The 25336-nt window shown below is 65.0% G+C and carries 30 protein-coding genes; 1 reads left to right on the forward strand and 29 read right to left on the reverse strand.

What is annotated here, in order from left to right:
• Positions 1-175 precede the first annotated feature (175 nt).
• Complete coding sequence (locus ACFPN9_RS28960; RefSeq protein ID WP_377818004.1) at positions 176-901, reverse strand: peptidoglycan-binding protein; 726 nt, start codon at positions 899-901, stop codon at positions 176-178.
• 111 nt (positions 902-1012) lie between these two features.
• Between ACFPN9_RS28960 and ACFPN9_RS28965 the strand changes: the two genes are divergently transcribed.
• Positions 1013-1402: a YbhB/YbcL family Raf kinase inhibitor-like protein gene (locus tag ACFPN9_RS28965; RefSeq protein ID WP_377818005.1), complete on the forward strand. Its 390-nt coding sequence runs from the start codon at positions 1013-1015 to the stop codon at positions 1400-1402.
• A gap of 63 nt (positions 1403-1465) precedes the next feature.
• Here ACFPN9_RS28965 and ACFPN9_RS28970 read toward each other — a convergent pair whose 3' ends face one another.
• From ACFPN9_RS28970 to ACFPN9_RS29105, 28 genes are all read right to left on the reverse strand, one after another.
• Positions 1466-1720 carry a hypothetical protein gene (locus ACFPN9_RS28970; RefSeq protein ID WP_377818006.1) on the reverse strand — a complete coding sequence of 85 codons (255 nt, stop codon included), beginning with the start codon at positions 1718-1720 and terminating at the stop codon, positions 1466-1468.
• Complete coding sequence (locus tag ACFPN9_RS28975; RefSeq protein WP_377818007.1) at positions 1717-3063, reverse strand: GDSL-type esterase/lipase family protein; 1347 nt, start codon at positions 3061-3063, stop codon at positions 1717-1719. The genes ACFPN9_RS28970 and ACFPN9_RS28975 overlap by 4 nt, the downstream gene beginning before the upstream one ends.
• A 167-nt stretch (positions 3064-3230) precedes the next feature.
• Positions 3231-3596, reverse strand: a complete 366-nt coding sequence (locus ACFPN9_RS28980; RefSeq protein ID WP_377818008.1) for a hypothetical protein — start codon at positions 3594-3596, stop codon at positions 3231-3233.
• A gap of 12 nt (positions 3597-3608) precedes the next feature.
• Positions 3609-4661, reverse strand: coding sequence for a phage late control D family protein (locus ACFPN9_RS28985; protein ID WP_377818009.1), 1053 nt, complete (start codon positions 4659-4661; stop codon positions 3609-3611).
• 3 nt (positions 4662-4664) lie between these two features.
• Positions 4665-4904 carry a tail protein X gene (locus ACFPN9_RS28990; RefSeq protein WP_377818010.1) on the reverse strand — a complete coding sequence of 80 codons (240 nt, stop codon included), beginning with the start codon at positions 4902-4904 and terminating at the stop codon, positions 4665-4667.
• Positions 4901-5335 (reverse strand): phage tail protein, encoded by a 435-nt coding sequence (locus tag ACFPN9_RS28995; protein ID WP_377818011.1) that lies wholly within the window; start codon positions 5333-5335, stop codon positions 4901-4903. The genes ACFPN9_RS28990 and ACFPN9_RS28995 overlap by 4 nt, the downstream gene beginning before the upstream one ends.
• Complete coding sequence (locus tag ACFPN9_RS29000; RefSeq protein ID WP_377818012.1) at positions 5335-7923, reverse strand: hypothetical protein; 2589 nt, start codon at positions 7921-7923, stop codon at positions 5335-5337. Before ACFPN9_RS29000 ends, ACFPN9_RS28995 begins: the two co-directional genes overlap by 1 nt.
• A gap of 104 nt (positions 7924-8027) precedes the next feature.
• Entirely contained in the window at positions 8028-8429 is a 402-nt protein-coding gene (locus ACFPN9_RS29005; RefSeq protein ID WP_377818013.1) for a phage tail assembly protein, read from the reverse strand.
• An 8-nt stretch (positions 8430-8437) separates the two neighbouring features.
• The gene (locus ACFPN9_RS29010; RefSeq protein ID WP_377818014.1) at positions 8438-8974 is read right to left on the reverse strand and encodes a phage major tail tube protein; all 537 of its coding nucleotides are present in this window, start codon (positions 8972-8974) and stop codon (positions 8438-8440) included.
• A 37-nt stretch (positions 8975-9011) separates the two neighbouring features.
• Complete coding sequence (locus ACFPN9_RS29015) at positions 9012-10526, reverse strand: phage tail sheath C-terminal domain-containing protein (RefSeq protein WP_377818015.1); 1515 nt, start codon at positions 10524-10526, stop codon at positions 9012-9014.
• 87 nt (positions 10527-10613) lie between these two features.
• Positions 10614-11147, reverse strand: coding sequence for a hypothetical protein (locus ACFPN9_RS29020; protein ID WP_377818016.1), 534 nt, complete (start codon positions 11145-11147; stop codon positions 10614-10616).
• A gap of 1 nt (position 11148) precedes the next feature.
• A complete protein-coding gene (locus ACFPN9_RS29025) occupies positions 11149-12261 on the reverse strand; it encodes a hypothetical protein (RefSeq protein WP_377818017.1) in 1113 nt (370 codons plus the stop codon).
• A gap of 3 nt (positions 12262-12264) precedes the next feature.
• Entirely contained in the window at positions 12265-12663 is a 399-nt protein-coding gene (locus ACFPN9_RS29030; RefSeq protein ID WP_377818018.1) for a hypothetical protein, read from the reverse strand.
• Complete coding sequence (locus tag ACFPN9_RS29035) at positions 12663-13742, reverse strand: phage tail fiber repeat family protein (protein ID WP_377818019.1); 1080 nt, start codon at positions 13740-13742, stop codon at positions 12663-12665. The genes ACFPN9_RS29030 and ACFPN9_RS29035 overlap by 1 nt, the downstream gene beginning before the upstream one ends.
• Before the next feature lie 9 nt (positions 13743-13751).
• Complete coding sequence (locus tag ACFPN9_RS29040) at positions 13752-17045, reverse strand: DUF4815 domain-containing protein (RefSeq protein ID WP_377818020.1); 3294 nt, start codon at positions 17043-17045, stop codon at positions 13752-13754.
• A gap of 8 nt (positions 17046-17053) precedes the next feature.
• Complete coding sequence (locus ACFPN9_RS29045; protein ID WP_377818021.1) at positions 17054-18166, reverse strand: phage tail protein; 1113 nt, start codon at positions 18164-18166, stop codon at positions 17054-17056.
• On the reverse strand, positions 18166-19047 hold the full coding sequence (locus ACFPN9_RS29050) for a baseplate J/gp47 family protein (protein ID WP_377818022.1): 882 nt from the start codon (positions 19045-19047) through the stop codon (positions 18166-18168). The genes ACFPN9_RS29045 and ACFPN9_RS29050 overlap by 1 nt, the downstream gene beginning before the upstream one ends.
• Entirely contained in the window at positions 19047-19475 is a 429-nt protein-coding gene (locus tag ACFPN9_RS29055; RefSeq protein ID WP_377818023.1) for a GPW/gp25 family protein, read from the reverse strand. The genes ACFPN9_RS29050 and ACFPN9_RS29055 overlap by 1 nt, the downstream gene beginning before the upstream one ends.
• A 3-nt stretch (positions 19476-19478) precedes the next feature.
• Complete coding sequence (locus tag ACFPN9_RS29060; protein ID WP_377818024.1) at positions 19479-19646, reverse strand: hypothetical protein; 168 nt, start codon at positions 19644-19646, stop codon at positions 19479-19481.
• A 10-nt stretch (positions 19647-19656) separates the two neighbouring features.
• The gene (locus tag ACFPN9_RS29065; RefSeq protein WP_377818025.1) at positions 19657-19914 is read right to left on the reverse strand and encodes a PAAR domain-containing protein; all 258 of its coding nucleotides are present in this window, start codon (positions 19912-19914) and stop codon (positions 19657-19659) included.
• A 2-nt stretch (positions 19915-19916) separates the two neighbouring features.
• A complete protein-coding gene (locus tag ACFPN9_RS29070; RefSeq protein WP_377818026.1) occupies positions 19917-20396 on the reverse strand; it encodes a hypothetical protein in 480 nt (159 codons plus the stop codon).
• Complete coding sequence (locus tag ACFPN9_RS29075; RefSeq protein WP_377818027.1) at positions 20393-21208, reverse strand: hypothetical protein; 816 nt, start codon at positions 21206-21208, stop codon at positions 20393-20395. Before ACFPN9_RS29075 ends, ACFPN9_RS29070 begins: the two co-directional genes overlap by 4 nt.
• Positions 21205-21609 carry a hypothetical protein gene (locus tag ACFPN9_RS29080; RefSeq protein WP_377818028.1) on the reverse strand — a complete coding sequence of 135 codons (405 nt, stop codon included), beginning with the start codon at positions 21607-21609 and terminating at the stop codon, positions 21205-21207. The genes ACFPN9_RS29075 and ACFPN9_RS29080 overlap by 4 nt, the downstream gene beginning before the upstream one ends.
• An 18-nt stretch (positions 21610-21627) precedes the next feature.
• Positions 21628-22659, reverse strand: a complete 1032-nt coding sequence (locus ACFPN9_RS29085) for a major capsid protein (RefSeq protein WP_377818029.1) — start codon at positions 22657-22659, stop codon at positions 21628-21630.
• 19 nt (positions 22660-22678) lie between these two features.
• Positions 22679-23335: a head decoration protein gene (locus tag ACFPN9_RS29090; protein ID WP_377818030.1), complete on the reverse strand. Its 657-nt coding sequence runs from the start codon at positions 23333-23335 to the stop codon at positions 22679-22681.
• A 27-nt stretch (positions 23336-23362) separates the two neighbouring features.
• On the reverse strand, positions 23363-24667 hold the full coding sequence (locus tag ACFPN9_RS29095) for a S49 family peptidase (RefSeq protein WP_377818031.1): 1305 nt from the start codon (positions 24665-24667) through the stop codon (positions 23363-23365).
• Between the two features lie 2 nt (positions 24668-24669).
• Positions 24670-24954 (reverse strand): hypothetical protein, encoded by a 285-nt coding sequence (locus ACFPN9_RS29100; RefSeq protein WP_377818032.1) that lies wholly within the window; start codon positions 24952-24954, stop codon positions 24670-24672.
• A gap of 5 nt (positions 24955-24959) precedes the next feature.
• The gene (locus ACFPN9_RS29105; protein ID WP_377818033.1) at positions 24960-25334 is read right to left on the reverse strand and encodes a hypothetical protein; all 375 of its coding nucleotides are present in this window, start codon (positions 25332-25334) and stop codon (positions 24960-24962) included.
• Between the last annotated feature and the right edge of the window lie 2 nt (positions 25335-25336).

Consider the following 25336-nt stretch of genomic DNA (forward strand, 5'->3'; position numbering starts at 1 on the left):
AGGGCCCCGATCGGGGCCCTCGCCATATCCGCCGCTCACCAACGCCAGTGGCCTGCTTTTACTCCGCCACGATGGCCTGGAATCCGACCGCCGTTGACAGCGACGAGCGCCAGGACGAAACGTTTCATGATGAGTCTCCGAGGTGAAGGGTTGGCGGCGGCCGGCCGCCGGCGGATCAAATGAGGCGACCGAGCTCGTCCTTGGCGACCGTGAATGAAGGACAGGCCTTTGCCGCCACCTCGTTATGGCCGCGCACGCGCTTGACGCCGTGCTTCGCGACGAGTTGCTTCGTCAGCCAGAGCAGCGATGCTCTCTGTGCCGGTGTGCGGGTGTCCTTGGCCGTCTTGCCGTCCTTGGCGACACCGCCGACATAGACGATGCCAACCGAGCCGGTGTTGTGGCCCTCGACATGCGCTCCGACCTGACCGATCGGCCGCCCGGGCTGGATCGAGCCGTCCCGGTAGACGACATAGTGGTAGCCGATGTCGGACCAGCCGCGGGCCTTATGCCAGGCCCGGATGTCCGCGACGGTGTAGTCCTTGCCTTCGGCTGTCGCCGCGCAGTGGATGAAAAGCGTACTGATTGGCCGCGCGGTGCTGAGAAGCTTGAGGCTCGAGACGTTCGGTGGGGCCGCCGCGGCGATAGCCGGAAGAGCCGCTGCCGCAGGCGCGGGCCCGGCCATAGCAACCTTGTCTGGCTCGGGCCGACCAGGCTTCGGTGCCGCGAGGGCCTCCTTGAGCGCCTTCTTGGTCTGAGGACCAGCAATACCGTCGACGACGAGGCGGTAGCCGGCCTGGAACGCACGGATCGCCTCCTTGGTCTGCTTTCCGAGAAGCCCGTCCAGCGATCCTGGCTTGAAGCCAAGCGCCGTCAGCGCCCGTTGAACCTCGAGCGTGTTCATCGCGACATCCCCAATGATTGAATGGTTGCAACGGCGCACTCTCGCCACCTGGCGTCGAGTTCGCTTAAGGTCAGCTCGCGCGGATCAGCCGCGACCACTACGGGAGAAAAAATGCTCAGGACTATGCTTGTCGCGGCCGCCTGCTTGGGGTTGGCCGGATGTAATGCCGGGGGCAGCGCGCCGAGCGCCAACCTCCCCGCGCTGAACGTCGCCTTCAAATGGTGCGCCGCCGGGTCGCCGACGTTTACCGTCGGAGGTCTTCCGAAGGATGCGAAGACCCTGCGGTTCAAGCTGGTCGATCGTGACGCGCCGGCCTGGAATCATGGCGGCGGTGAGGTTCCGGCTGCGGCCTCCATCCCGTGCGGAGCGATCAGCGGCGGTTACAACGGCCCGAACCCACCGTCCGGACAGGTCCACACCTATGAGTGGACGGTGACCGCTCTCAACGCCTCGGGAGCGGCCATAGCTAGCGGGACTGCGGCAAGGAAGTACCCGGAGTAATCCGGAGCGGGGCGCCTTACTTCAGGGGGCGCCCGCGCTTACCTGCCTTGCAATGGGGGTGGCTCAGGGATCGATGAACTGACCGGCCTCATACCGCCAGCCGGCGCATTGCGCGTTCGGCGCGGGCACATAATAGGGCCAGGCCTCCGGGCCGAGCAGTTCGGCCAGCTCCGGTTCCGAGCGGGCAAAGGTGATCCCGGCCATGGCGAAGGTCTCGGCCTCGTCGTCGGTCTCGGCCACGGCCGCGAAGCCGAGCACGAGGCCCTGCACACCGTCGGCGAGGCCGGATAGGTCTTGGATGTGGGCGAAGAGCTTCATGGCGCGGAGATCTTCCTGAGAGCGACGTAGCGGGTTTCGAAGACGCAGTTCTCGGCGAAGGTCTGTGCGCCCTGCGTCGGGATCGCATAGACCGTGACCTGTTCGAGGGTCGGAATGGCCGTGATCTGGATCGGCGGCGTCCGCAACGTGACCTTGTAGCCCTCCTTCGGCGAGAGGCCGCTGGTCACGGCATAGCCGTCCTTGGCCGCATAGAGGGTGCCGCCCATGTTCAGGAACAGGCCGAGCTGGATGCCGGCGAGAAGCTGCTGGACGGTGCCGCCGAGCAACTCGACCTCGGCGGTGGCCTCGACCCAATCTCCGACATTGAGCTTGGCATAGTCGCCGCCCGAGCCGGACCAGCGGATGCCGAAGATCGAGCCGACATCGCCAGTATACCCGCCACTGAAGGTGATGCGCTGGCCGGGTGCGCCAAAGGCATCGAGCGCCGCCTTGGCGGCCGTCATGGTCAGACCGGAGAGCGGGCTGCCGCCGGTGTAGGGCGTCGTGGCGACCATGGCCCAACCGGTCGCCATGACGCTGCCCGTGGTGGTGACGCCTTGGTTGGTCGTCAACGTGCCGCCTGTCCCGTCGAGGATACCGTTCGGGATCAGGTTGCCACCGGGGAAGTTGTCGGCGTCGTACTGGTCCGCGACGCCTTGAAGCGTCACGATCTCGGGATAAATCTGCCGATAGAAGGCCGCCAGCGGCTTCGAGATGCGATAGCCGCCGAGCCCGGCCGGGTGGGTGTTGTCATAGGTGTTGCCACTGTCCGACTTGGGCGCGAAGTTGGCCGAGAGCGGATCGCCGTAGTCACGGCCGCAGTCGATGACATTGAAATTGCGAATGCCCTTCTGACCCTGTTCGCGGACCCAAGCGCTGATGCGCTGCATGTAGCCGCGCGTCGAAGCCGTCGTCAGGCTGGTCGGCATCAATGGGATCGCATCAACCGCAATACCAGCGCCGAGCAGCGCATCGTAGATCGGCACGACGCCATCCACGAAGTTCTGGAAGCTGGTGTCGTTGCGGCCGATGTCGACGATAACGCGGTTGGGTTTCGCCGCGATCATCGGAGCAATTTGCGCCTGGGCCGCCAGGGCGGTCGCGCCCGCCACGGCCTTGTTGAGGCTGTGCTCGGAGCGGATGCGCTGTCCCGCCAGCGCCGGAACCCAATACTGCATGCCGTAATTGGCATTGCGGGTCTCGGTCGCGGTGTTCGAAACGCCGGCGGCCGGGATCGAATGGCCGAGGAAGCCGAGCGTTGGCGCCGGGCTCGCACCGATCGCGTCACGCAGCGCGGCGAAGGCTGCCGCATTGGCAGAGGGATTCTCAGCAGCATAGCCCATCACGGCGCTCCATAGGTGAAGGATTGACCCGCGAAGGTGAAGGGCAGACCGTTGAAGGTGAAGGCGAAGGGCGACACCCCACCCGTACCAAGGGCGCTAAGTGCACCCCGCTGCGCCAGCATGCCTCCCTTTGAGAGAGCCCCGGGACTTGACAGCGCTCGCATCGGTCAGTTGCCGTAGAACGCGATCGAGCCCTTGCAGGCCGCCGCGGCGCGAAGGCAGATGTGAGTCGGTGTCGTCGTGCCGTCTCCCAGCTTGGCAGGTATCACCCGTGCGGCCGGCGACAGCTCGGAGCCCGAGCCATTCGATGTCGTGGTGGCTGGAAGCGTGAAAGTCGTGGCTACGACGCCCAGCCTTACCCTGAAATCGCCATCGAAGCTGAAGACCGCTACCCCGGCGCCCTCCGGAATTGGGACGCGAACCAGCGTATCGGCAGCAAGCACCACGTCCTCGACGTAGTCCGAAAATTGTGGAGCAAAAGCGCGACGATAGGCATTCGCCGCGTTTTGCCCGGCGTCGTAGAATGAGCGCATGATGTGCTCCGATTAGCTTGTTGACTTGGTTTTCCGCCGGCTGTCCTTGCCGGCTTTGCCTTGTGGCTGCTCTACGGTCAGATCGACGTCATAGCCCTTGCTCGAATAGTCGTGTTCGACGCCGGTGATCCGGTACTCGCCGTCGATGCCTTCGCGCGCGCCGACCAAGATCAGCTTGCCTTCCGGTTTGACGAGGTGAGAACCGACGATCGTCACCGTCCCCGAGCCGCCCTTCCGCTTGACCTTCTTGCCGCCCGACCTCGCGATGCGCTCGGCGTTCTTCTCGTCGGAGGCGCGAACCTTGCTGCGGAGGCTGACTTCGGACTTCTGCCCATCGACCTCGATCTGCTTGGTCTTCAGCTTCCCGTCCTTGGCCGAGTAGAATTCGACGTCTACCTTCTGATGCCCAGGTCGGCCGCGGATCGGCGATATGTCCCAGCGGAGAAGGTTGTCGCCGCGGGTGACTGTAAAATCTGGAATGGACCTGCCTCGAGCGGTCTTGCCACCGTCAGCAGACAGAAACATTGCCCTGTCGCCTTGGACCTTGAAGGTTGCGCCGATTTCGCCGGCGACCCTTTGCCCCCAGCCGATGAAGCTCTCATTATTCATCGACCAGTATTCGTCCTCGATCGACGCTAGATCGTCGTCGATCACGACATCGGTCATTCCGGAGGCCTTACCCCACTCCTTCGCAACGTCGCCAAATTTGGCGTTGTCCTTGTGCTTCTCCTTGACCCCTTTCGCCTTCCCCGTAGCGTCGAAGCCCTTGGCGCTGATCGTGAGCTCTTGGCCGCCCCCGGATGTCCCGGTCGACCGCACTCCGTCGATCCTCCCCTGGAAGACGAGACCCACACCAGCTTCGGCGTCGCCGAGGTAGACGGTCAGCATGTCGTTTTCGTCTGGGAGAGCGATCGCGCCGCCGCTGTCGGCGAGCTTGATCGTGCAAGTGTCAGAGGTCAGGCCATCCTTGTCCGATACCTTGATCGACTTCACGAGCGGCTGAAATCGATCGGTGTAGTCGACGCCGTTGATCTCGACCCGACATGCAGGCTTCCGGAAACCCACAGCTCAGTCCCAGAGCTGGATCGCCGGCGCGATCTGTATCGAGCGCGCTGTCGGTGCGTCGATCGGGATCGTCACCTTCGTCCCGATCGGCAGGAAGATTCCCTTCTCCGCCAGGCCATAGTTGAGCTCGAGGATGCGCTCGACCATCCCGAACATCGGGCGCTTAAATCGACGCCAAACGAGCAGGGATACCGTCAATCCCGTGGTCTCGACGGTATAGGTCTCGTAGGTCGTGATACTCACAGGAAGAAGTCCGCAATGATAGACGCGAAGCCGGTAACAGGCGGGGCGTCGCACTGCGTGAGCGACACCAAAAAATCCAACTTGTGGGGCACGCCGTGGTGGGCGAGGTGCTCTCCCTCGGCCTTGACCTTGGTGATGAGATGCCAGCCGAGCGAAGCTCCATCACCCCGCATCAAATGCTGCGGCTGCCCCGCCTCGCGCATCGCGTCGAGAGCAGCAACTACCGCTGCCGCGGAGCCGTAATCTGGGTCCATCGGAAAGGTGGTGCCCTTGATGGTTCGCTCGCGCTCGCCGAGCGTCATGTGCTCGTACAGCGACGATCCACCCAGAACCTTGTGCTCAGCGAAATCCGTATCTCCCTCGAAGGTCGTTCCCGAGAGGTTGTGACGGAGCTCGAAGACTACCGCCCCGAGGATCATCAATGGGGTCATCAGGCCAGCTCCACGCCAACATCAGCGAATGCCCCGTCGACAAGGTCGCGGACGCGCGCGTCAATCTCCGCGATGACGCGCTCCGCTACAGCCCCAGGGTCACTGACGCCGGTGATGTGGAATGTGCTACCGCCCATTGAGAACGAGCCCACGACCGCACCGCCGCCCGCCGCCTTCCTTCGAGGATCGATGATCCGCCCGTCCTCGGTTGGCTGGAAGAACTCCTCTCCGTACTCGTTCACGCGGTAGAGGCCGCCTGCCGCCACAGAGCCACCAGAGCCGCGCGCAGGCGCGGTCCCCTGCCCCGTTACGTTTTGGAAGACGCGATGCCCCTCACTGCCACCCGGCGCGGCCGTGATCGGAACGGTGATGCCGCTCGAGAAGATCGCGCGCAGTCGATCGAAGATCGATCGGCCCTGCGCCTCGACGGCAGGCGCCTGGGCGGCCACGCCGCTCGCCACGCTGGAGCTAAAGCTCTCGCCTGCGGCTTGCCCCTCTGAGGCTGCGCCGCCTGCGGCCACCCTGCCCTGCGAAGCGACCGAGTCCTGATTGAACCTGGCGCGGTCGTAGACGCTCTTGCGATCGAAGTTGAGATTGAAGCCCTCGGCCGGGCTTCCCTGGTCGGGATTGTCCGTGAGGTTGCGATAGATCGACGGGCCTACGAGACCAAGGACGCCGCCCAGGAGCGCGCCCCAGACACCTCCGCGCAGCCCGCCCTTGATCGCGCCGGCCACCGTTCCGGACTGCCACAGACCAGCGAGGCCGCCAGCGATCGCTCCAAGACCACCGACGCCCGTAACTCCCGCGCCGGTCTCACCAAAGGTGCGCGCGAACTCGGGGTTCTCGCGGATCTTGTTGGCGAGGCTATTCAGGGAGCCACCAAGCATGCTGAGCGCGGGCATGATCGTCTGGACGATCGGCCTTGCAATCTCCGTGGCGGCATTGTCGATCTGCTGCGTGACCTGCTGCATCGCGACGAACGGATCGCGCTTCTCGAGCTCGCCGGCCGCAGCCTGGTTGCCCGGGGCGCGCTTGTAGTTGACCTGGGCGTCCTCGAACTCCTCGCGCTGTCCGATCAGGCGCTGCACCAGGGCAGCCGCGGTCTCGTCGGAGAATAGCTTCGGGATGACGCTGCCGAGCTGCGTCGGGTCATCGACGTTGATGCCCTTCGCCTGCAGCTTCGGGATCACGACATTCTTGACCCACTGGAAGGGGTCGCGGATGAGCGTGTCCATGCCGACGACATTATTCTTCTCGTCGCGGATACCGTACTGCCGCTGGACGCCCATCGACGCCTTGGTGACACGGCCGCCGACCTGACGCTGGATCAGCTTCGAGAGCGCAGTGCCGGCGCCGGGCGCGCCTTGGTCGGCGATCAGCGCTGGCGCGACGGTGTAGAGGAACTCGTCGCTCAGCGAGAGGCCGGCAGACTTCGCACGCCGGGCCAGTGTGAACATGTCCTGGAAATTGAACTCGCGCCCCTCAATCGCCTGGGCACGCACGAGGCCCTCCAGGATTTCGCGGAAGCGCTTGGGGTCGTCGGCGAAGCCGAAGTTCTGGGCGGCGCGCGACAGGCCGGCGAGCTGCGTCGAGGCCTGCTGTGGCCCGACCTTGGTCTGCAGGCTAACCATCGCGGCGGCGAGATCGGGTGCAAGTTCGGTGACCTTGTCGAAGCCACCCCTGCGATAGCCGCCCATCGAGAGCGCGCTCTCGCGGTAGATCTGGCGCAGGTTGGTCTCGGAGACTGATTTGTAGCGCTGCGAGTTGGCGATCGACAGGGCGCGCAGCCGGTCGCTCTCGGCCTGTGTCATGCCGGCCTGATAGTCGCGGGCGTCCTGCCGCACCCCCTCTGCGCCCATGATTGCGCCCGCGCGGGTGCCGCGCGCGGCGAGATAGCTCCCGCCGCCCACCCCGACAGCGTAAGCGCCATGCCGGACCACAGCCCTGCCGAATGCTCCGGCGCCACGGCCGGTCTCTCGCTCTGAACGCGCGAGATCGCGCTGAGCCCGAGCAGACTCACGGTTGGCGACCCTGACAGCGCGAGCCTGTTCGCGCATCGCCTCGCGGGCTGTTCGAGCAGACTCCCTGGCTGCGCGGCGCTCATTGGCGGCCGTCTCGCGGATCGCTCGGTCCTTGGCGCGCGCCTCTTCTTTCGTGAGTCGCAGCTTTTCCCGGGCGGCTTCGGCGGCAGCGCGCTTCTCCTCCGCGGCCAGGCGCTTCGCGTTGCGAATGCCCTCTTCGGTGTTCTGCTGCTGCGCGATGCGGACTGCCTGGAGCCGCCCGAGCCACTCATTGGCCCATTGCTTCTGGGCGTCGGTACGCAGGCGACCCTTGGCACCAGCTCCAGAGAGCTGAGCCTGCAGCTCACCCCATGACCTCTTGATCTGACCGATCTCGTCCTGGGTAGCCTTGAGATTGCCGAGCTGCCGCGTGAAGCCGGCGTTCCACTTGGCGCCGTTCATCGTCTTGGCGAAGTCGACAGCCGACTTCTCTAGGCCCTTCAGGGTGCCGGCGAGCGCCTTAGCCGGCCCAGATGCGTCATCGCGGAGTGCGACGACGAGCTGAGCAAGGATGGAACGCGGCGCCACCTGCTACCTCTTCTTGACCATGATGATGACCTTGTGGACCCGATGGGAGCGGGACTTCTCGATCTCGATCGCCTGATCGTAATAGGCGAGGAGATCGAACCAGCTCATGCGCTCGTACTGCTCGACGCCGCCTCCGAAGACGCTTGCGACGGCGGCGATGTATCCACGCCACTCCCCTGGTCGAGCAGGAGAACCGTCTGCAAGCGGCGGGGCAAAAAATCGAAGATCGCCTCCTCGATCTGCTCCTGGTCATCATTATCCAGGGCGCGGAAGAGCTCCTCGGGAATGTCGAGCATCGCCATCGGGAGGTCTGAGCCGGCCGCCGCCGCCGCGACGAATTCACCAACCTCGACGGGGGTCATCCGGCGAACCGTGACCTTGTCGTAGGTCTTGCCCTCCCATTCGGCCGGGTACTCCAGGGTGATCTCCCGCGTCCGTGCGCCGAGAAGTGTCACGTTCGCTGCCGGCGCCACGCGGGCTGCCGGCTTATCGTTTTCGTTGCTCATGGCTCAGATCACGCCAGGCCGAGGTGGCGAGCGACATCCTGGTAGACCTGGACGCCATCGACGCGGATGCCGTTCGGGCCGACGAACTGATCGACGTAATACTTCTCCACCCCGTCGAGATGCAGCGAGTAGAAGACGATCTCGTCGATCTGGTAGTCGGTGGAAATGCCGCTGTCGCGCGTGAACGAGCCGGGGTCGACCTTGGTCATACGCCCCCTGATCACGGCCTTGAGCGCGAACTGCCGGTCGCCTTCGAGATCCCGGATGTTGCCGGTGATCGTGTAGGCGCGGCGAACACGGCCGGGCGGCATGATCTTGTTCATGACGTCCGGATTGAATCCGCGCAGCTTGAAGGTCAGCTCGATCGGTTCGAAGATGCCCATGCCCATGCGCAGGCTCATCGCCGCACCGCCGCCCGTGGTCTCCTGGGTCTTCTCCTGGAGCATCGGGATTTTGACCTCCTCCAGGTTCAGCCAGTTCGCCTTGGAGGGGTCGAGCTCGTCGCAGAACAGTGCGGCGAAATCCATTTCGTAGAGAGTTGCCATCCCGGTCTTCCCTGGTTGTGACGGTTACGCGGCCCGATCAGGCCGCGTTGTCGAGGCTGTTGAGGGAGGTGGCGACGGCATTGACGAGATCGTCGAATGCCTGCCGGAAGCGCCGCGAGGACACGGTGATCTTGCGCAGCACCGGCGCCTCTTCCGCCTTGAAGAGCACCTGGATATTGCCCTGGCGCAGTTCCTCCGGCGTGTTCTTGTCCGGCTCGAAGCCGACACGGAAACCGAGGATGTAGCCGCGGGCCTCGAGGCGGGCGAGCTGGGATCGAATGGTTTCCAGAACCGCGTTGACCGTCGCGACGCTGATGTTGAAGCGCCCGAGGTAATAGCGGAGCGTCCGCACCTGGCCGAGCTCGATATAGTCGCGCAGTCGCACCACATGCGAGAACTGCCAGAGAGGGTCTTCCGACAGCGTGTCCGTGCCCCAGAAGACGAAACCGCCAGAAGCGATCGCGCTCTCCACGCCGGTCTCGCCACGGACGATGATGCCGCCCTTTGCGCCGACGATCTCCTGTCCCTCGTTCGCGCCATCGGTGATGGAGAATTCGACCGGCGGCGTGACGCCGACGATCCCGTTGATCGGCTGGTTGGCGACCGAGCGAGCCGGCACGCCGTCGGTCTCGTAGTCGCGACGAATGTAGAGGCCGATGACGCGGGAAGAGGCGCCGCGCGTGACAGGGTCACCGTCTTCGTCCAGCACGATCACGTCCTGGCGCGTCGGGTGCATGATGCGGTCGCTCTGGATCGTTTCGACGTAGTCAAGCCAGGCCTCGCGGCTCGTCGAGGGACCCTCGGGCTGGAACGAGGCCCGCAGGCGGTTCAGGACGGTCGGAATGGCCGCGACGACCCCGTTGGCGAGGTTGCCCAGGACGGGGGTGCCGAGGGCGGCCCCGGAGCCTCCCGTGCCGTTCAGAGTGACAGTCGGCGCGGCCGTCAGATTGGCGCCCGGGTCGGTGATGACGATGCCCATGATCTTGCCAGCGTCAGGACCCGCGCCGATCGTCACCGTCGCGGTTGGCAGCACCTTGCCCGGATCGGAGCCGCCCCCGGAGAACGCGACCGTCGCAGCCGAGTAAGCCGAACCGGGATTGGTAACCGGCACGGAAAGCACACCATTTCGCGTGAACTGCTGGGTGTACCCCGGCGCGCAGATCAGGCGCGGTGTCACTCCGAGGTCATTCGGTGCATCGAGGAAAGCCCACATGCCTGTCCGGGTCGCCTCGTCGCCGATAATGTTGCCGATCGTCTCGTCGGCGTCGGCGCCCTCCTCCACCCGCACGATGACGACCTTGGCGGCGACCTGGCCGCTGGTGAGCTGGGCGGAGATTCCGGCGACGGCGTCGCGCAACGTTCCGGTCAGTCCCAGGGCCGCGATCTTGGTGGCCTCGTTCGTGGTCACGTAGATCGGAGTGTCGAGGGGCCAGATGACTTCATCCGCGTCCTCCGCGGTTCCGATGATACCCGCCACCGACATCTCAGCCCCGAACGTCGGGAGGGTTTCGATCTCGTCCCGGGTGTGGGCGATACCAACATGCAAAAACATGGCCTTCTCCTGCCAAAGAAAAACCCGCCTCGAAGGGCGGGTTGGGTGAGCCTTGCGGAAGGCCGCTAGGCGAGTTGCGAGAGGGCGTTAGCCCAGCTTTTCGAGGAAGCACCGCGATCCGGCGGCAAGGTTCCCGGCGGTGCCAACCCCGAAGCGAACTTGAGCCACTGCGCCAAGAGATACATTGTAGACGCCGTCGATCTGATAAACCTGCGGTGCGCCGCTAGCCTGCACGCCACCTCCGTTACCGTAGATGCCAGCGTATTCCGCCGCAGCGCCAGAGAATATGAGGCCCGAATAACGCACAGGCCAGCCTGTTACGGGGGCATCCAGCGAGGCGATCGGAACCGCTGCGGCTGTTCCGCTGCTTGATCCGGGCGTTGCCCCTGTCGCAACATGCTGTTGATATGAATAAGTGCCTGCACCAGTGACCCACGCCCCAACTGTTGGCGCAACGTGAAATACTAACGTGTCGTCGGCACTGACTGCTTTGGCTTTAAGATCAAACCGATAGAGAGTGTCAGGCTCAACGTCGAAGACGAGAAACTGTCCGTTCGCCGCGAGCTTCGCCGAGATCAAAGTCCGGTTCGCGAATTGCGCGAGGTTGCGTGCTTTGCTCATGTCAGATTTCCGCCGTCAAAAGGATGCCCGACAGTTGGATGAACGCCGCCCCCGTGGCCGCGTAGTTGGATTGCACCGCGAAATTATTGCGGGATGTGGCGAAGAACTGCCCCGAAGCGTTGACGGATGAAGCGATGCCGCCCGCCTCGACGATCGGTGTCGAGCGCATAGGGTGGATGGTCACGCTTATGCCTATAACGCCGCCCGCTGCGTTGTAGCCATCCGCCCTCAAGCCGGCTTCGATGACTTGGCAGTATCGCGTGCAGCGCAGCAATTCGACGTCATACGGGACCGCGCCGAACTCTGTCGCGACGCTCCCGCGCTCAAGCTGCGGCAGCGCGAACGTCCCGCCGATGAACCGGACGACGGCATTGGAGCCGCCCGTCAGAGTGACCGGGCCGCCATTGACGACAGCCGCACCATCGACAGTCGCGGTCGCGGTTCCGATCCATGACAGGGTATAGACACCCGACTGGATATTCGCGCCCTCGACTGCCTGTTCGACGCCGCCTGCGGGAGCGGTCATCGTGCGGACATTCTGGCTCTCGGTCCACGACAAAGCCTGCCCACTGACGACGACTTTCCAGCGGTCGAGCGTGTAGGTATTGGCGGCGCCGACAGCGGCGGCGCTGACATAGACGCGCTGGTTGATCGTGCCGAGCGCGTTGATGAGCAGGTTCTTGAACGGCGAGGCGGCGATGCCGAGGTTCGCGCGGAATGCCGGCTTGCTCGGGATGTCGGCGCCGTTCTGCGACTTCGTCAGGCTGTCGACCAGGCTGAAAGCGCGGAACTTGTAGACCAGGATGGACTCGCCTGCGACCAGCGCCGTCGCGAAGACGATGTTCGTCCCGCTCGTCACGTCGACATCGTCGCCCGGCGCTTGGAGCGCACCGCCCCGGCTGACGACCGCTAGGTTCGCCAGGTAGCCGCCTGGAACCGCGAGCGTGACGCCCTCGGCGCCTGTCGCGGTGTAGGCGAAGGTGTCCATGACAGACCCGGCCGAGCCGATGTTGAGCCAGCCGACACCTGCCTTGAACTGGTATGAAGGCAGGCCAGCGCCGGGGCTATGGATCTGGCCGTCAACCGGGCTCGGCGGGAAATTGATGGCAGCCATAGGTCAGCCTTCCGGCGAAAGGATGATGGCCGCGCGGACCTCGCCAAGCGCGGCGACGACGCCGGCGCGCAGGGCCGGATAATCCGGGTCTGTCGAGTCGAGATACTGCGCGGCCTCGAAGATCAGCCGCAGCCGGAATGGAGCCTGCGACAGCGCGTTGTGGAGCACCTCGGCTTCTTCGTCAGTGCAGCGGCGCCAGAGGTCGGCCTTAGCGAGACGTGTGAGCGGCGGCGGATCGACAGCCTCGGGCGCGGGCTCCAGCTTGAGCTTGTTGCCGAGCTTCGCGGCGGCGATGAGGGCAGCCGTCCAAAGCGGCTCATCGCCGTCGACGACGTGATAGGGCTTCCCGTTGACGTCCGCGACGAACGTCCCGTCAGGGCGCTTCCAAATGAGGTTCAGCATCAGGCGATTCTCCAGGCGAAGCCGACCCAACGGTTCGTCCCACCCGGGCCGGCCAAGGCACTCGCCCCTCCAGCAACGACAACGGTCGTCGAGTTGCCCGACCAGGAGTTCGTGTCCGAGAACGTGCTGGCCCAGATGAACCAAGTGCCGCCGGAAGGAGCGATGTAGCCACTTCCGAAGGCGGTCTGAATAGCAACGACCTGCCCAACACCAGCTCCAGACTGTGGGATCGCCGGAGCTCCTGCGACCGCGCGGCCGGCGGCGGCAGTGGCGGATTTCGCCAAACTGGCTCCGAAGGCAGTCGCATTCTTGACGATATCTCGCCCGTCAGCATTAGCGCCGAGGTTCGTCAGCGCCGTGTCGGGGCTCGCCAGATCCGAAAGGTTGTTTGCCCGAAGCAGGTTGAACAGCGGATCGGACGCGCTGCCGATGCTGATCCAGTTCGCGTCGCCGTCGCCGTCGACATAGTGGATGAACAGCACGCCGAGGCCGCTGTGGAACCAGAAGTCGCCGTTCTGAGCGGGTGACGGAGGCGTTTCACTGGTGGGCGCGCCGCCGCTGATCTTGCCCCACTTCTCGCCGTCCCACCCCTCCCAGCCGGCGATCGTCGTATTGTACCGGAACAGAGATTCAGTCGAGGTTCCGGTCGGCCGACCGGCCGTATTCCCGCGCGGGACGACAATCGAAGAGCCCTTGAGCGGAACCTTACCGTCAAGGGCGGTCTGCAGCCCACCCGTGTCGACGATCGCCAGATTGGCTGGAACCCAGCCTCCAGCGATACGCTTGAGGAACATGCCGGCCGCGGCGCCGGTCGTGTCGACGTCGGTCAGGGAGCTCAATGTATGAAGGTGCCCGACGTTCGATTTGCCGTCGAGCGCCGTCTGTAGGCCAGGGACCTCGGCAAACGAATGCGTGTGCGAAAGCAGGGCTCGAGCCGACACGCTTGCCAGCAGACTGTGTACGTCGGCATCGATCGCGGTGAACGCCGAGATGATCCGAAGAACGTCATCGGTCAGGTCGTTGTCTTCGTGCGGGAGCAGATAGTCCCGGTTCGGAGACCTGTTGTCGGTGATTGCCATCCGTCAGCCTCAAACCGAATAGGCGCGCAACTGCGCGATTGAGGGCCGCGCGGCAGGGCCGCCGGTCAACGTGACGCGGATGCGCCCTTCTGCTGCGCTGAAGCTGTCCTTCTCGTAGACAGGCTCGTTCCAGCCACCCCCAAGGACCGTCGCCCCGCCGGCCGTCAGGGCTTCCCAAGAGTCATCGCCCGCGTCGACGTGAACGGCAACCGTCGAGCCTGCCGGCATCAGGGCAGCGAAGATCGCGCGGATATCGACATCGGCTCCCATCGTGAAAAGGCGCGTGACGTAGGTCCCGGTGGTGCGAATGCGGCCACCAATCATCGTGGTTCCGGGATACAGGATCGGCGACAGCGTCTCTGTTCCTGTCATCACCGCGCGGAGCGTCACCTCCTCAGAAAGGAACTCGGTGAACTCGCGCCCCTGACCGGGAGCCAGCGGGATGACCTGGCCGCCGGCCCGCACGATCTCGTAGCGGAAGAGCGTCGCATCGGTCGGCAGCTCGACGGTGCCGCGGACGAGGATGTCGCTGACCGTGTCGAGATCCGCCGTGAGCAGGTCGACCGTCCTGCTCGTGGCCGTAAACTTGGCGCAGACGATCTGGAAGAAGAGGTCCGAATCCTGGTGAGCCGTCCAGGTGAGCCGGTTCGCCGAGGTGAGCATGACGCCGACTGTGTAGGGCTGTGACGACACGCGCGTCTGCGAGACGGTCTCGATATCCCCCAGCTTGGCGCCGGCGATCGCGTGGTCCCCGTCAGCGGTCAGGACGACGAAGCAGAACTCGCGATCGGCCGGCAGGAAGACGGGGTAGCCGAACCTCACCTCGACGATTTCACCGACCACCACGGGCTGCATGTTGACGAAGGCCTCTGCCAGCACCTCGTTCGTCGGATAGCCGTTCTGCACCCTCGCGAGCTGGACGCGGACAGCATTGGTCCGGTCACCGATCGCCGTGAACTTGATGTTGACGCCGATGACGTGGCGCTGCGACGGGAGCGTGAAGGTCTGGGCGAGCGGATCGTTGCCGCCACCATCTCCGCCGCCGCCACCGCCGCCTTCCGGCCAGACCGGATTGCTCTGCTGCTGGACGATGATCTGGTTGATGATCGTCTCGTTGACCACGATCACAGGGGCAGGTATCGGCGCGGCCCGCGCGATGAGCGTGACACGCCGCATGGTCGTGACGTCGATCGTGCCGTCGCCAACGAAGATCGCCTGAGCGAAGCTGTCGGCCATGCCGGTGGCGCGGACCAGGCTGCGACCCACAGGCACGCCGGCAGGGATCGTGATCGTCAGCTCGATCTCGCCCTCACCGTCCGCCGTCTGCGTCCCGGCCGGCTTCACATCGATGCCGGCGAAGGTGAGCGTCGCGAGGTTCTCGCCGACGCCGAAGCCCTCGAGCTTTACGTCGACGTTGATCGACCGCAGGGTCGTCGCGGCCTCGCGCCGGATCTGCGTTACCTCATTGATCGTCGTCTGTCCCGGAGGCTCCTCGGGCGACGCGGCGAATTCGCGCGTGACGTCGCTGGTCCACTCGGTCGTCTCCGCCGTCCAGAAGTCGACAGCAGGGTTGAGCACCATACCAGCCGGCATGGCGACGAAATTCTGGTACGGGTTGATCTTGAACGACGAAGTCGCGAGATCCTGCCGGACCACGATCTCCTCGACCCACGGCAGAAGCTCGATCGCGTTGGCGGTGCGCTCGATCTGGACCTGGTCGATAGCGAGCTGCAGCACGCCTTGATTGACCGCCGCGGTCTGGGCCTCACCCTGGTCGCGATAGAAGTCATCGACGAAGGAGTCGGTGAAGATGCCCTTCTTCGAGACCGGAGCGAACGCGGTCATCTTGGCTTCGAGGCGCTGGCGCTCGAATTGGTCCAGGACGTCGATCAGGCGCCCGAAGAGCCGACGCTGCTCGTCGGCCGTGAAATTGCGAGTGCCGTTGTTGACGATCAACGGCAGGCTGAGCCAGTCGTTGTGGACCTCCGCGATCTTCAGGAGGCTCGACGGCGCGATGGGTGGCAGGCGGCCACGGCGCGCGCTCACGCCTTTGACGTAGACAGGCCGGCCGCTGATGTCGAAGCAGAGGATGTCGATCCGCGGCAGCTTCGAGGTGTACGAGATCAGCGCCGTGGTGCCATTGACGCCACCTGAGACCTTGACGGTCGTATCGGTGATGTCGGTCGGGGTCACGGCCGAGTTGTAGCGATAGGTCACCGTGTAGGTGGAGCTCGCCGCCGGCTCGGCGCCGCCCGGGGTCCAGGAGACCGAGTCCGCTGACAGCGTGTAGTCCGTGCCACTGACGAAGGTCGTGGCGCCCTGCGTGATCGAGACGATGGACACCACCGACGAGAGGCTCAGCGGGTCAGAGCCGCCCGGGCTGGCGCCGCGCACCACACTCTCCGAGGTCTGCTTGACCACGACCGCGGAGGTCACTCCGGCGATCGGCGGGCGGGAGACCGTGATGACGGTGTCGCCATCGGTCGGCCCGGTGAAGGTGTGCGGCTCCGCCGCAATGGCTTCGAGGTCCGGCTCTTCCGGCTGCGCATGACGGAGGGCCGTCTCGCGGATGCGCTTGTACCCCTTGATGTTGGCGGTGCCGGCGGCAATCGAGAACACCTGCGATCCGGCCAGATCGCCGAGGGCGAAGACCTCGCAGCCGTCGACGATGTAGTTGCCGCCGTAGTCGAAATCGTAGACCGCGAGGAGCTGCTGCACGTTCGACAGCGCCGGCGGCGGCATCTGGCTCAGCGGGGCGCCATCCTTGATGACGTAGACCGAAAAGAACTCGCCGGGCTCGCCATCGTCGGAAATAGCCCAGGAGAGCGACGAAATGAGCCGGGCGGCGCCGGGCTCGCCTTCAGCCTCATTGCCGGGATGAAGACCGAGGAGGTCCGGATCGTCCTCCTCGGTCACCGCGGTCTGCACGAGCCGGACGCCGACCGTGACCTCGCCGGCGGTGAGCACGCCCGAGAACGTCGCCGCGGCGACGGGAAGGGTGTCTCCAAGCACGTAGACCCGGCCGGCGGCCATGGTGACGGTCATCGTCTGTGGGTCGACGGGCTCAGGCGGGTCGCCGGTGACGTCGAGCGTGACCGCGATCTCTCCGCCCTCAACGCGGTCACCGTCCCTGGCGACCATGTTGCCGACGCGCTGGGTGCGGCGATGCGCGATCGTCATGGCGTCGTTCATCTCGGTCGCCTGCGCGAGGCGATCCTCGCGGAAGACGACGTCTGACCACGACTCCTTGGCGACTGCCCTGTCGTAGGCGTCGTCAATCCCAGAAGGGTGCTCGAAAGGCATGAATGCTCCTAGAACCGGAGGGCGACGCTCACGCGCTCGCGCACAGTTCGTCCGAATTCGATATTGACTTGCGTCTCCGCCAACGGCGGGGACGCGGAAACCAGGGCGCCCGGAGGCAGCCAAAGCGCCCCGGGTGGATAGCCGGACGATGGCTCACCGCGGACCATGAAGGACACGCTGGCGGCTGTATGGCCGTAGCCATCGCCGAAGCCTGTGAGCGCCTCGATGTAGAGGATCGTCGCGCCAGAAGCGGCGGGGGTGAACCCCGTGCCGCCAATGGTGTATGTGCCGCTCGCGCCCTGCGTTACGGGGTGGCAAGCGCGGGCGCGTCGGTAGCCGATGACGTCGCCGTCGGCATCCTTGAAGGCGACCCATGCTGTTCCGATGTCGAGCGCCTCGAGCATCGCCACCGATCTGGCTCTGGCCGCGCTATCCGTCCAGGGCGCAGCCGGCCAAGGGAAGGCGCCCCATCCAAGAGGCTCGCTCCCGGCCGGTGGCAGATAGACCTCGAGATCTTCGAGCTCATCGTCCGTCAGAGCGTGGTCGACTGAGTACGAACGACCATAGGACCACTTTGCCTGCCCGCCCGGTAGGCGAACGCCGGAATATCCGCCCCAGATCGAGTCTCCCCAGCGCTTCCATCCGAATTCAAGGTTGCGGACGTCGTAGCCGTGGTATCCGCGCCAAAAGTACGATCGAACCGGAACGGAGAGCTGCGCCACACCCTCGATGCGGCCGAGGTCGATCTCGTCGTCTCGGACCCTGTCGAGAGCGAGCTGGAAGAGGTTCCAGCGCCAGCGGCGGATCGACGGGTCCTCGATCTCACCCTCGTAGCCGATCCAGCCCAAGGCCTGGGCAACGGCGGCCGGGGTTCCTCGAATCCGCTGCCAATCGATGCCATCCTCGATCAGTTCGTAGAGGTTTGGCAGGTAGGGTGTCAGCTCGCCGAGGCCGTACTCGTAAATCAGGTACGGCAGATATGACGGGGGTGGGTTTCGCAGCTTGATGCCGCGAAGCTCCACAACGGCCTCGTCGATATCCGGGCCCAACGCCGTCGCCAGCGAGAGCGCGATTTCGAGGGGGCGGGCGTTATCCGGCAGGAGATGTGGGTCTCGAGCCATCAGTACGCGCGGCCCCGATTATTCAGGGTGATCGTCCCGATCGAGATGGCGTTCTGCGGTGCCGCGATGATCGGTGACGCCGGCGTAAGAGAGACCGCGCGCTGCACGCCAGGCACCATGAGGCGCCCGCTGACCCACTCTGGGACCAGATCAAAGCCAAGGCCGGCCTCTGTGACCCAAGCTGTGCGCAGCGACGCCGCGAGCGGCGACTCCACGCCCTCCGCCGGTGGCGTTAGAAGCGCATCAGAGGCCTCCGGCAGCAGCCAGATATCCGCGACCACGTTGACAGTCTGGAACACGGCCGAGCTCACGACGATCGTGTCGCTGACCATGATCTTGTCGGGCGCACTGACCGCTTCCCTGACGATGCTGAGCAGATCAGCGTCGGCCATGCCGTTGCCGTCGGTCGAATAGACCGCGATCTTGACGGTCGGGCGCGTGCCTTCGCGGTAGACTTCCGCATCAGCGACACGGATGCTCGAGTCGAGGGCGATCTTGCGGTATCGAGCCTTCGTTCCGCCGGGAGACCGACCCTGAATTGCCAGGATCACTCGAAGCTTGAGGCGGTCATCATCCTCGCCCGTCATCCTGACGACGTCATAAAAGACGGCAAGATTGTCGAGGTCCGTGCCCGTCGCGTACTTCAGCAGGTTGGCCCTCGCCGCGTCGTTCACGCGGGCCCGGATCTGGGCCTCGCGAGCGGCGCACACCTGGATGTTCTTCGTCGTCGGCTCACTCTCGAGACCGACGATCCCGACCATAGAGGGCATGCGCCCCTCGAAGTCCGTGATCATATCGTCGATGATGCTTTCGACCTGAACCTCCTCGACGACCTGAGGCGCCGGGAAGCCGGCGAGGTCGTAGGCGGTCGTATCGGCCATCAGAGTGCTCCGGTGTCTTCGATCGCAGTGAAGCGGTCGCCGGCGTTGGTAATGACGATCTTCTTCTTGCCTTCGACGGTGAAGTCGCCGAGGTGGCCGCGGGGCATGTATTCCCCCTCCAACCGGCATAGGAACTCGCCTTGGCGATTTGCTTCCAGCGGAACGGCCCGGGTGACCCGAAACCGCGGCTCAACTGGCAGGCCATTCTTCTGGCGCAGCGTGAGTGCGATGAAGATCAGATTCAGGAATTTGACGAGAGTGACCTGATTCAGCGGCTCTCCGAGCAAACGAAAGCCCGGAAAGCCGTACCACTCACGGAAAAGTCTCTCGGCAATGTTGGTGGTCAGGATGTCGCCAACGCTCTGAACGACGTGATCGAATCCGAAGATCAATCGGCCGGTCTCGCGGCTCATTCCGACGGACGACATGCGTCAGCCCTTCTTCTGCTTCTCTGCCCGCTCGACAAACGGGGTGATGGCGCCGACGCGCAGCTCGTGCTCAGCCTGGCTGGCGGTCAGGTGGATCGGCAGCTTGCGGATGCGCTGGCCGGCGACATGCGTCGCCTTCGGGTCGGTCGGCATGTAGGGTTTCTTGTCCATCTTCGTCTCCTCAATCGCAGTCCCAGGCGGATTGCCCGGAGATGATCACCGCTCCGCATGCGGTCGCGTCGCCGGTTCTCGCGATCGGCAGACCCTCGCATTGCCACCGGCTGGACCCGGCAACGATTGGATTGGGTCCATGGATGGGGCAGGCGTATATGTCGCCCTGTCGAGCAATCTTGGGGCCCATGCAGGTCCAGTAGCTGGCCGCCGAAATGATCGAGCCGCCGTGTGATCCGGCGTCCCCCAAGCGGGCAATGAAAGGCACGGCTACTTCAGGTGGCCGCCGCCGGCGGTGAGCTCGACCGACCGGCCGCCGATCAGGATCGTGACCTTCTCGTCGGTCACGTCGAACTTAGCCCCACCAACCTCGGCTATTACCTGCTTGCCGCGGATCGCGGCCGTGACCGAGCCGAAGGTCAGGACGTGCTCATCGCCCTTCTCGGAGGGTGACGGGTTCTCGTTGTCCCAGGTGCGCGGAACAGCCACGGACTGACGCATGTTGCCGTTATCCGACATCAACGCGAAGGGCTGACCGACGCTGGGCGGGGTGTGGATCTTCAAGGCGCCCGCTGTCTGGCTGTACGGCACCCATGGTGAAAGGAATGGGTCGCTGTCATCGGAGCCGAGGCGGAGGCGAACCTCCTTCCTCTTCGCATCGACCTGCGCCACCGTCCCGAACCGAACCATGTTCGAGATGCGCGTCTCGATCTTGGCGATCCGGTTGATGATCTCGGAGATCGTCCTCATTCCGCGGTGTCCTCGTCGCCCGGATGGAGGGTGCCCGGCGATACGACGGTCTCAATCGTCGAAGGATATGTGGTCACCTCCGCAAGTTCTGCCGGCTCGGGATCTCCGGCGACCGGCGGCTCGACTGGCCCGAGGCCGCCCGCGACCACAGCGCGGCGGCTCAATCCAAGGAGTGCCATGGCCTGGCGCCACGTCGACAGCTCTCCAGGCTTCTCGATCGCATATTTGATCAGGTCAGCGAGCACCGTGAGTTCGTCGCCGCCAGCACGAAGTTTCGCGTCAAATCTCGCCCAGAAGCCATTGAGCGGCGCGCCCGGTGCGGGGTCGCTGATTACCCGGCAGGTCAGCGTCACCTCGCGGCAGGGTATGCGCGCGCCGCCCTCGATCTCGATCAGGACCGGTTTGCTGTCGAAGTCGTCGTAGCCGACGACGAGCTCTGTCCACAGCTCCGACCAGTCGTTGTGCTGCGACTGCAAAGCCGAGAGCACCTGGCGCTGCATGAGGTCGAGCGCGATGCCGGCCCCTGAGCGCTGCAGGTTGAGATTTTCCAGCCCATCGACCGCATCGGCGGGCGGGACATAGATCTGGAAGACGAGCTCTGTGGTCGGAGCCTCACGACCGGCGCCCAATGCGTTGCGACCGGTCGGCTTGTTCTTCATGACGCCGGTGTAGACGGCGATCGTCGGCTTGTGGTGCCGAGTGACCGTCTCGATCGGCTCGAGAGGAGCGTTCTCGACGAGATCGCCCGCAAATGTCTGGCCGCGGACGAGTCTGGTGAAGATCACCCTGGACGCGAGAGCGACGATGGTCACGGGCGGACCCTGCCTGGCTTGCAGCGAACGAGAATGCGACCGATCCCGTCGGGCTCGACCGTGGAAACGGCGGCCACAGAGGGATACGGAGAGGATCGTTCGAGAAAATGGATCAGGTCTCCGGAGCGCAACTCGTATGGCACGAGCCTCTCCTGGATGCTGATATGGATCTTCTCGCCGATCACGTCGGATACGTCGGCATCATGGCGGCCGCTATTCCTCGTCTTGAGCACCTTCGGCTCGAAGTCGACGATCGCGGTCAGCTCAAGGGCGGGTCGGGACACATCGGCCCCGACCTTCGAGAATTCGCCGTCGGCGCGCGGCTCCAGCCGAACCCGCTCCCCATAGAGGCCATCGTTCAGCGAGGAAGCGATGGCCTCGTAGGCTGCGAACTTCTGCATGGTGCCGCGCGCTGGCGATCAGGTGCGACGCCCGCGCTGCAGGACGCGCGGTCGCGTGCAGTAGTGCAGCGCATTGGTCTGGAACTCCATCGCGACGCCCTTGCCGTTCTGCATCACGAACTGCTTGGCGTAGAGGCGCTGACCCGGACGGTTGACCGTCTCGATGTAGTCGGCCGGGCCGTAGACCGTCTTGAAGAGACCAGGGACACCGAGCGGGATGAACTTCACCTCGTCGGCGCTGATGTCGACACCCAGGCCGCCGCGATAGTTGACCCAGGTGATGTTGAAGGCGTCGACCGCACCCCAGGCGCCGCCCTGTGGATTGTTCGCCGGCAGGAAGCCATTGCGAAGCTCGCGGACGCCCTCGTAGCCCTTGTAGGTGTCGAGGTAGTTCTTGTGCTTCATCAGGCCGTCGTAGAAGTCGTTGCCGGCCAGCGCGAGGACCCCCGTGAACGGCAGGCCGCCGAGGGCGGCGCCGATGCTGCGCATCAGGTTCGCCGACTTCTGGCGAAGGTCCCCGTCGGCGGGGCTGGCGGCATCGAGCTCCCAATCCACCTCGGCCGGCTGGCTCTCGCCCATTTCGGTGAAGTAGTTGTAGATCACCGAACCGTCGGCATCGAGGAGCTTGCCCTGCGTGACGACCGAGAGGCGATGATACTCCTCGGTCAGCGCGAAGGACTGGCTGTGCGTGGCGGCGCGACGCGCAATCTTGCCCTGGAAGAGCTCGACCTGCTCCTCCGTGCCGAAGGCGCGGACGCCTTGGACCTCGTCGGCCATGATCGCGTCATCCCGCTGGAAGTGCGGGATGCGCAGATCGCGGATGTTCCGACGCCCCTTGCCGACCGTATCGCCGGGCGCGCCACGCGGGCTCGCCGGAACGATGGAGTAGGTGTCGTCGGCGTCCTTCTCGATCGCCACCGAGAGGGTATCCACCGATTCCTCCTGGAAGATGCCCAGCGAGGAGACGAAGGAGGGGACGTAGGCCACCTCGCGCATGGCTTCGGTGAGCGACGTCACCGAGAATGCGTCGTTGTTGAAGATGTCGAACATGGTCGTGCTGCTCCTTGCGTCAGCGAACGATGATGCCGAGGGCCGCGAGATCGGCGTATGCCTTCGCGGTCTGAGCGGCAGTCACGCCGTTCGGCAGGTTGAGCATTTTGCCGTTGACCTCGGCATCACGACGCAGCGCCGTGATCTTCTTGGTCTCGCCGACGCCCGTGACGGCGCCATAGCAGGCGATGGCGCGAACCTTCTCCGAGCCATCGGTGCCCGCCGGGTTCCACGGGACGTACTCGTAGTCGGTGGGCTCGACGCCGATATCGAGGAAGATCTGGTCGCCGGCAGCGAAGTCGGTGGCGCCGTCGGCGACGGTGAACTTCACCTCCTTGTCGAAGGCGGTCCCGACCGCGCCGACACCGACGACCTTGCCGGTCGGGTCCTCCACCTGGAACGCCGCAGTCGCGCCGGAGCCGGTCATGGTGACGACGTATCGCCCGGTCTTCACCGAGGAGTTGACGGCGGGGCTGGCGAAGGTCAGGACGCCGTTACCGGAGCCTGTGCGGGACTGCGCTGTGGTGACGTCGGCGGCGACAGCCTTACCGCCGAGCAAGTTGGCAGGGATGACGGTCTGCGAAGCTGCGATCTTCACCGCATCGCGCGAGCGATGCCACCCGGACTCGCTCATGATGAACTCGACCGGGTGGATACCTTCCGTGAGGACGGTCATGGACTATTCTCCTTGTCGATCGAGAGATCAGTTGCGGGCGCCGGGGCCGAGGCCCTTGTTGGCGGCGGCGACGGCCTTGCCCCAGCCGGCCTTGGCGGTGGCCTTCGTGCCGGAACCATTGCCCGTGTCGACGTAGCCCTCGCCGCCCACAGCCGCTTTCCGCTGCTCGTAGGTCTGGCTCTCGGACTTCTTGTCGTCGGCCTTCGGCTCCGCCACGGCCGGGCCGGCAGCGGCAAGCATCTCCTTCGCATCCTCGACCGAGGTTTCGGTCTTGTAGGCGAGGTGAGACGCCAGCTTCGGATTAGCCTTGGCCTCATCACTCGTCATGATCGACGAGATGCGCGTCGCAGCCGCCTCTCGGCCCGCGCGCTCGCCAGCGACACGGCCATCCTCACGAGCCGCAGCAACAGCGCGGTCGTGATCTTCCCTGGTGACATCCGTCATCCCGGTCTTCCTCATGAAACGGCCGGGATACCGGCCTCGGTTGATGGAGCCGACGACATCGCTCAGCGAGCCCATGCGGTCGGCCAGCTTCTCCTCGATCGCGGGGCGCGCCCCGGTGCGAGGATTGAAGGCGGAAAACATCCGGGCCTCAGTGGCGAGGGCCAGATCCGCCGTCAGTGCGGGGCGCCCCGTCGAAACTTCACGCGCGAACATCAGGCGGAGGTCGTCGACCTCCTGCTGAATGGAGGCGCGGACGTCCGCGGGGAGCGGGGCGAAGGGATGACCGTCGACCTTGTTGCGGCCTGACGAGATCACCGAGATGTCGATGCCGATGCGCTCGAGGAGCTTCGAGACATCCATGTGCATCGTGTAGACGCCGATTGAACCGACCTGCGAAAGATCGTTGTCGAGGACGATCTCTCCGGCCTGAGCAGCGAGCCAGTAGCCGCCGGAAGCAGCAATTGAGCCGACCAAGGCAGTCACCGGCTTCGCTGCTCGAGCGGCGCGGATGGCTGCGCTGGGAGCAATGATTCCGTCGGCATTACCGCCGGGAGAGCTGATGGCGAGCACGATGCCGCGGATCGCCGGATCAGCCGCAGCGCGGTTCACCTCGCGCGTCAGAGCGGGATAGCTGGTGTATCCCGAGCCCTCACCGATGAAGTCGTACCGATTGATCAGGGCGCCGGAGACGGGGATGACGGCCACACCGTCGACTACCCGATACCGCGCGACATCGGAGACCGGACGACCCAGGTTGGCGTTGAACTCCCGCTCGGCAGTGACCCACGCATCATGCAGCTCCAGCGCATGCGCGTCGGCGATCAACTGCGGGCGCGCGGCAAGGACCGCCGGCCAGGAAATGGCCGTCGGCTGCAGGTTGGTGTCCATGCTCAGATCCCGAAAGGTGGCCTGCGCCGGCCGCCGCCGAGCGTGATGGCGAAGTGGGCCGCCTTACCCGATAGGGCCGCGCAATCGCCGGCGACCTCGTTGCGGTAGTCCCGTAGCGACTGGATGTTCGACTGGTGGAACCAGGTCGATCGATCGCGAAACTCGATCTTCTGGACTGATCCGCCCGTGGAAAGGGCGAGCAGCATGGCGTCGAGCTTGTCGACGAGCGCGCAGGGATCGGTTTTCCGAAGCGCGATCAGGATCTCTGCCTGCTCGAGCGACAGCATGGCGATCAGTCGTCCGCGCCTTCGTCGAACTTGACGATCTTGGCGCCCTCATTGGAGGCGGGGCCGGCCGGAACAGTCGCACCATCAACGACGCGCTTCCTTGCCACCAGCGGCTTGGCGTCTTCCCGCTTGGAGAACACGCTGGCCTTGTCCCGATCCCAGACCCACCCGCCACCGCCCGGAGCCAGCTTGAACCACGAGGGCCCCTCGCCGGCCGCGCCGGCGCGCTCGATGATCCAGCCGCGCAGGGTGAGGCCGTCGGTCTCGCCGCTTTCGGTAGCGGCCGTCGCGGGATCCTGAGATGCCGGATCGGTGGCGGCCGCCCCTGGTGCAGGAGCCTTACCGGGGACAGCCTTTGTCTTCGTGGTCTGGTTCGCCATAG

This window comes from Allobosea massiliensis, from assembly GCF_042655245.1.
GTDB lineage: Bacteria > Pseudomonadota > Alphaproteobacteria > Rhizobiales > Beijerinckiaceae > Allobosea > Allobosea massiliensis.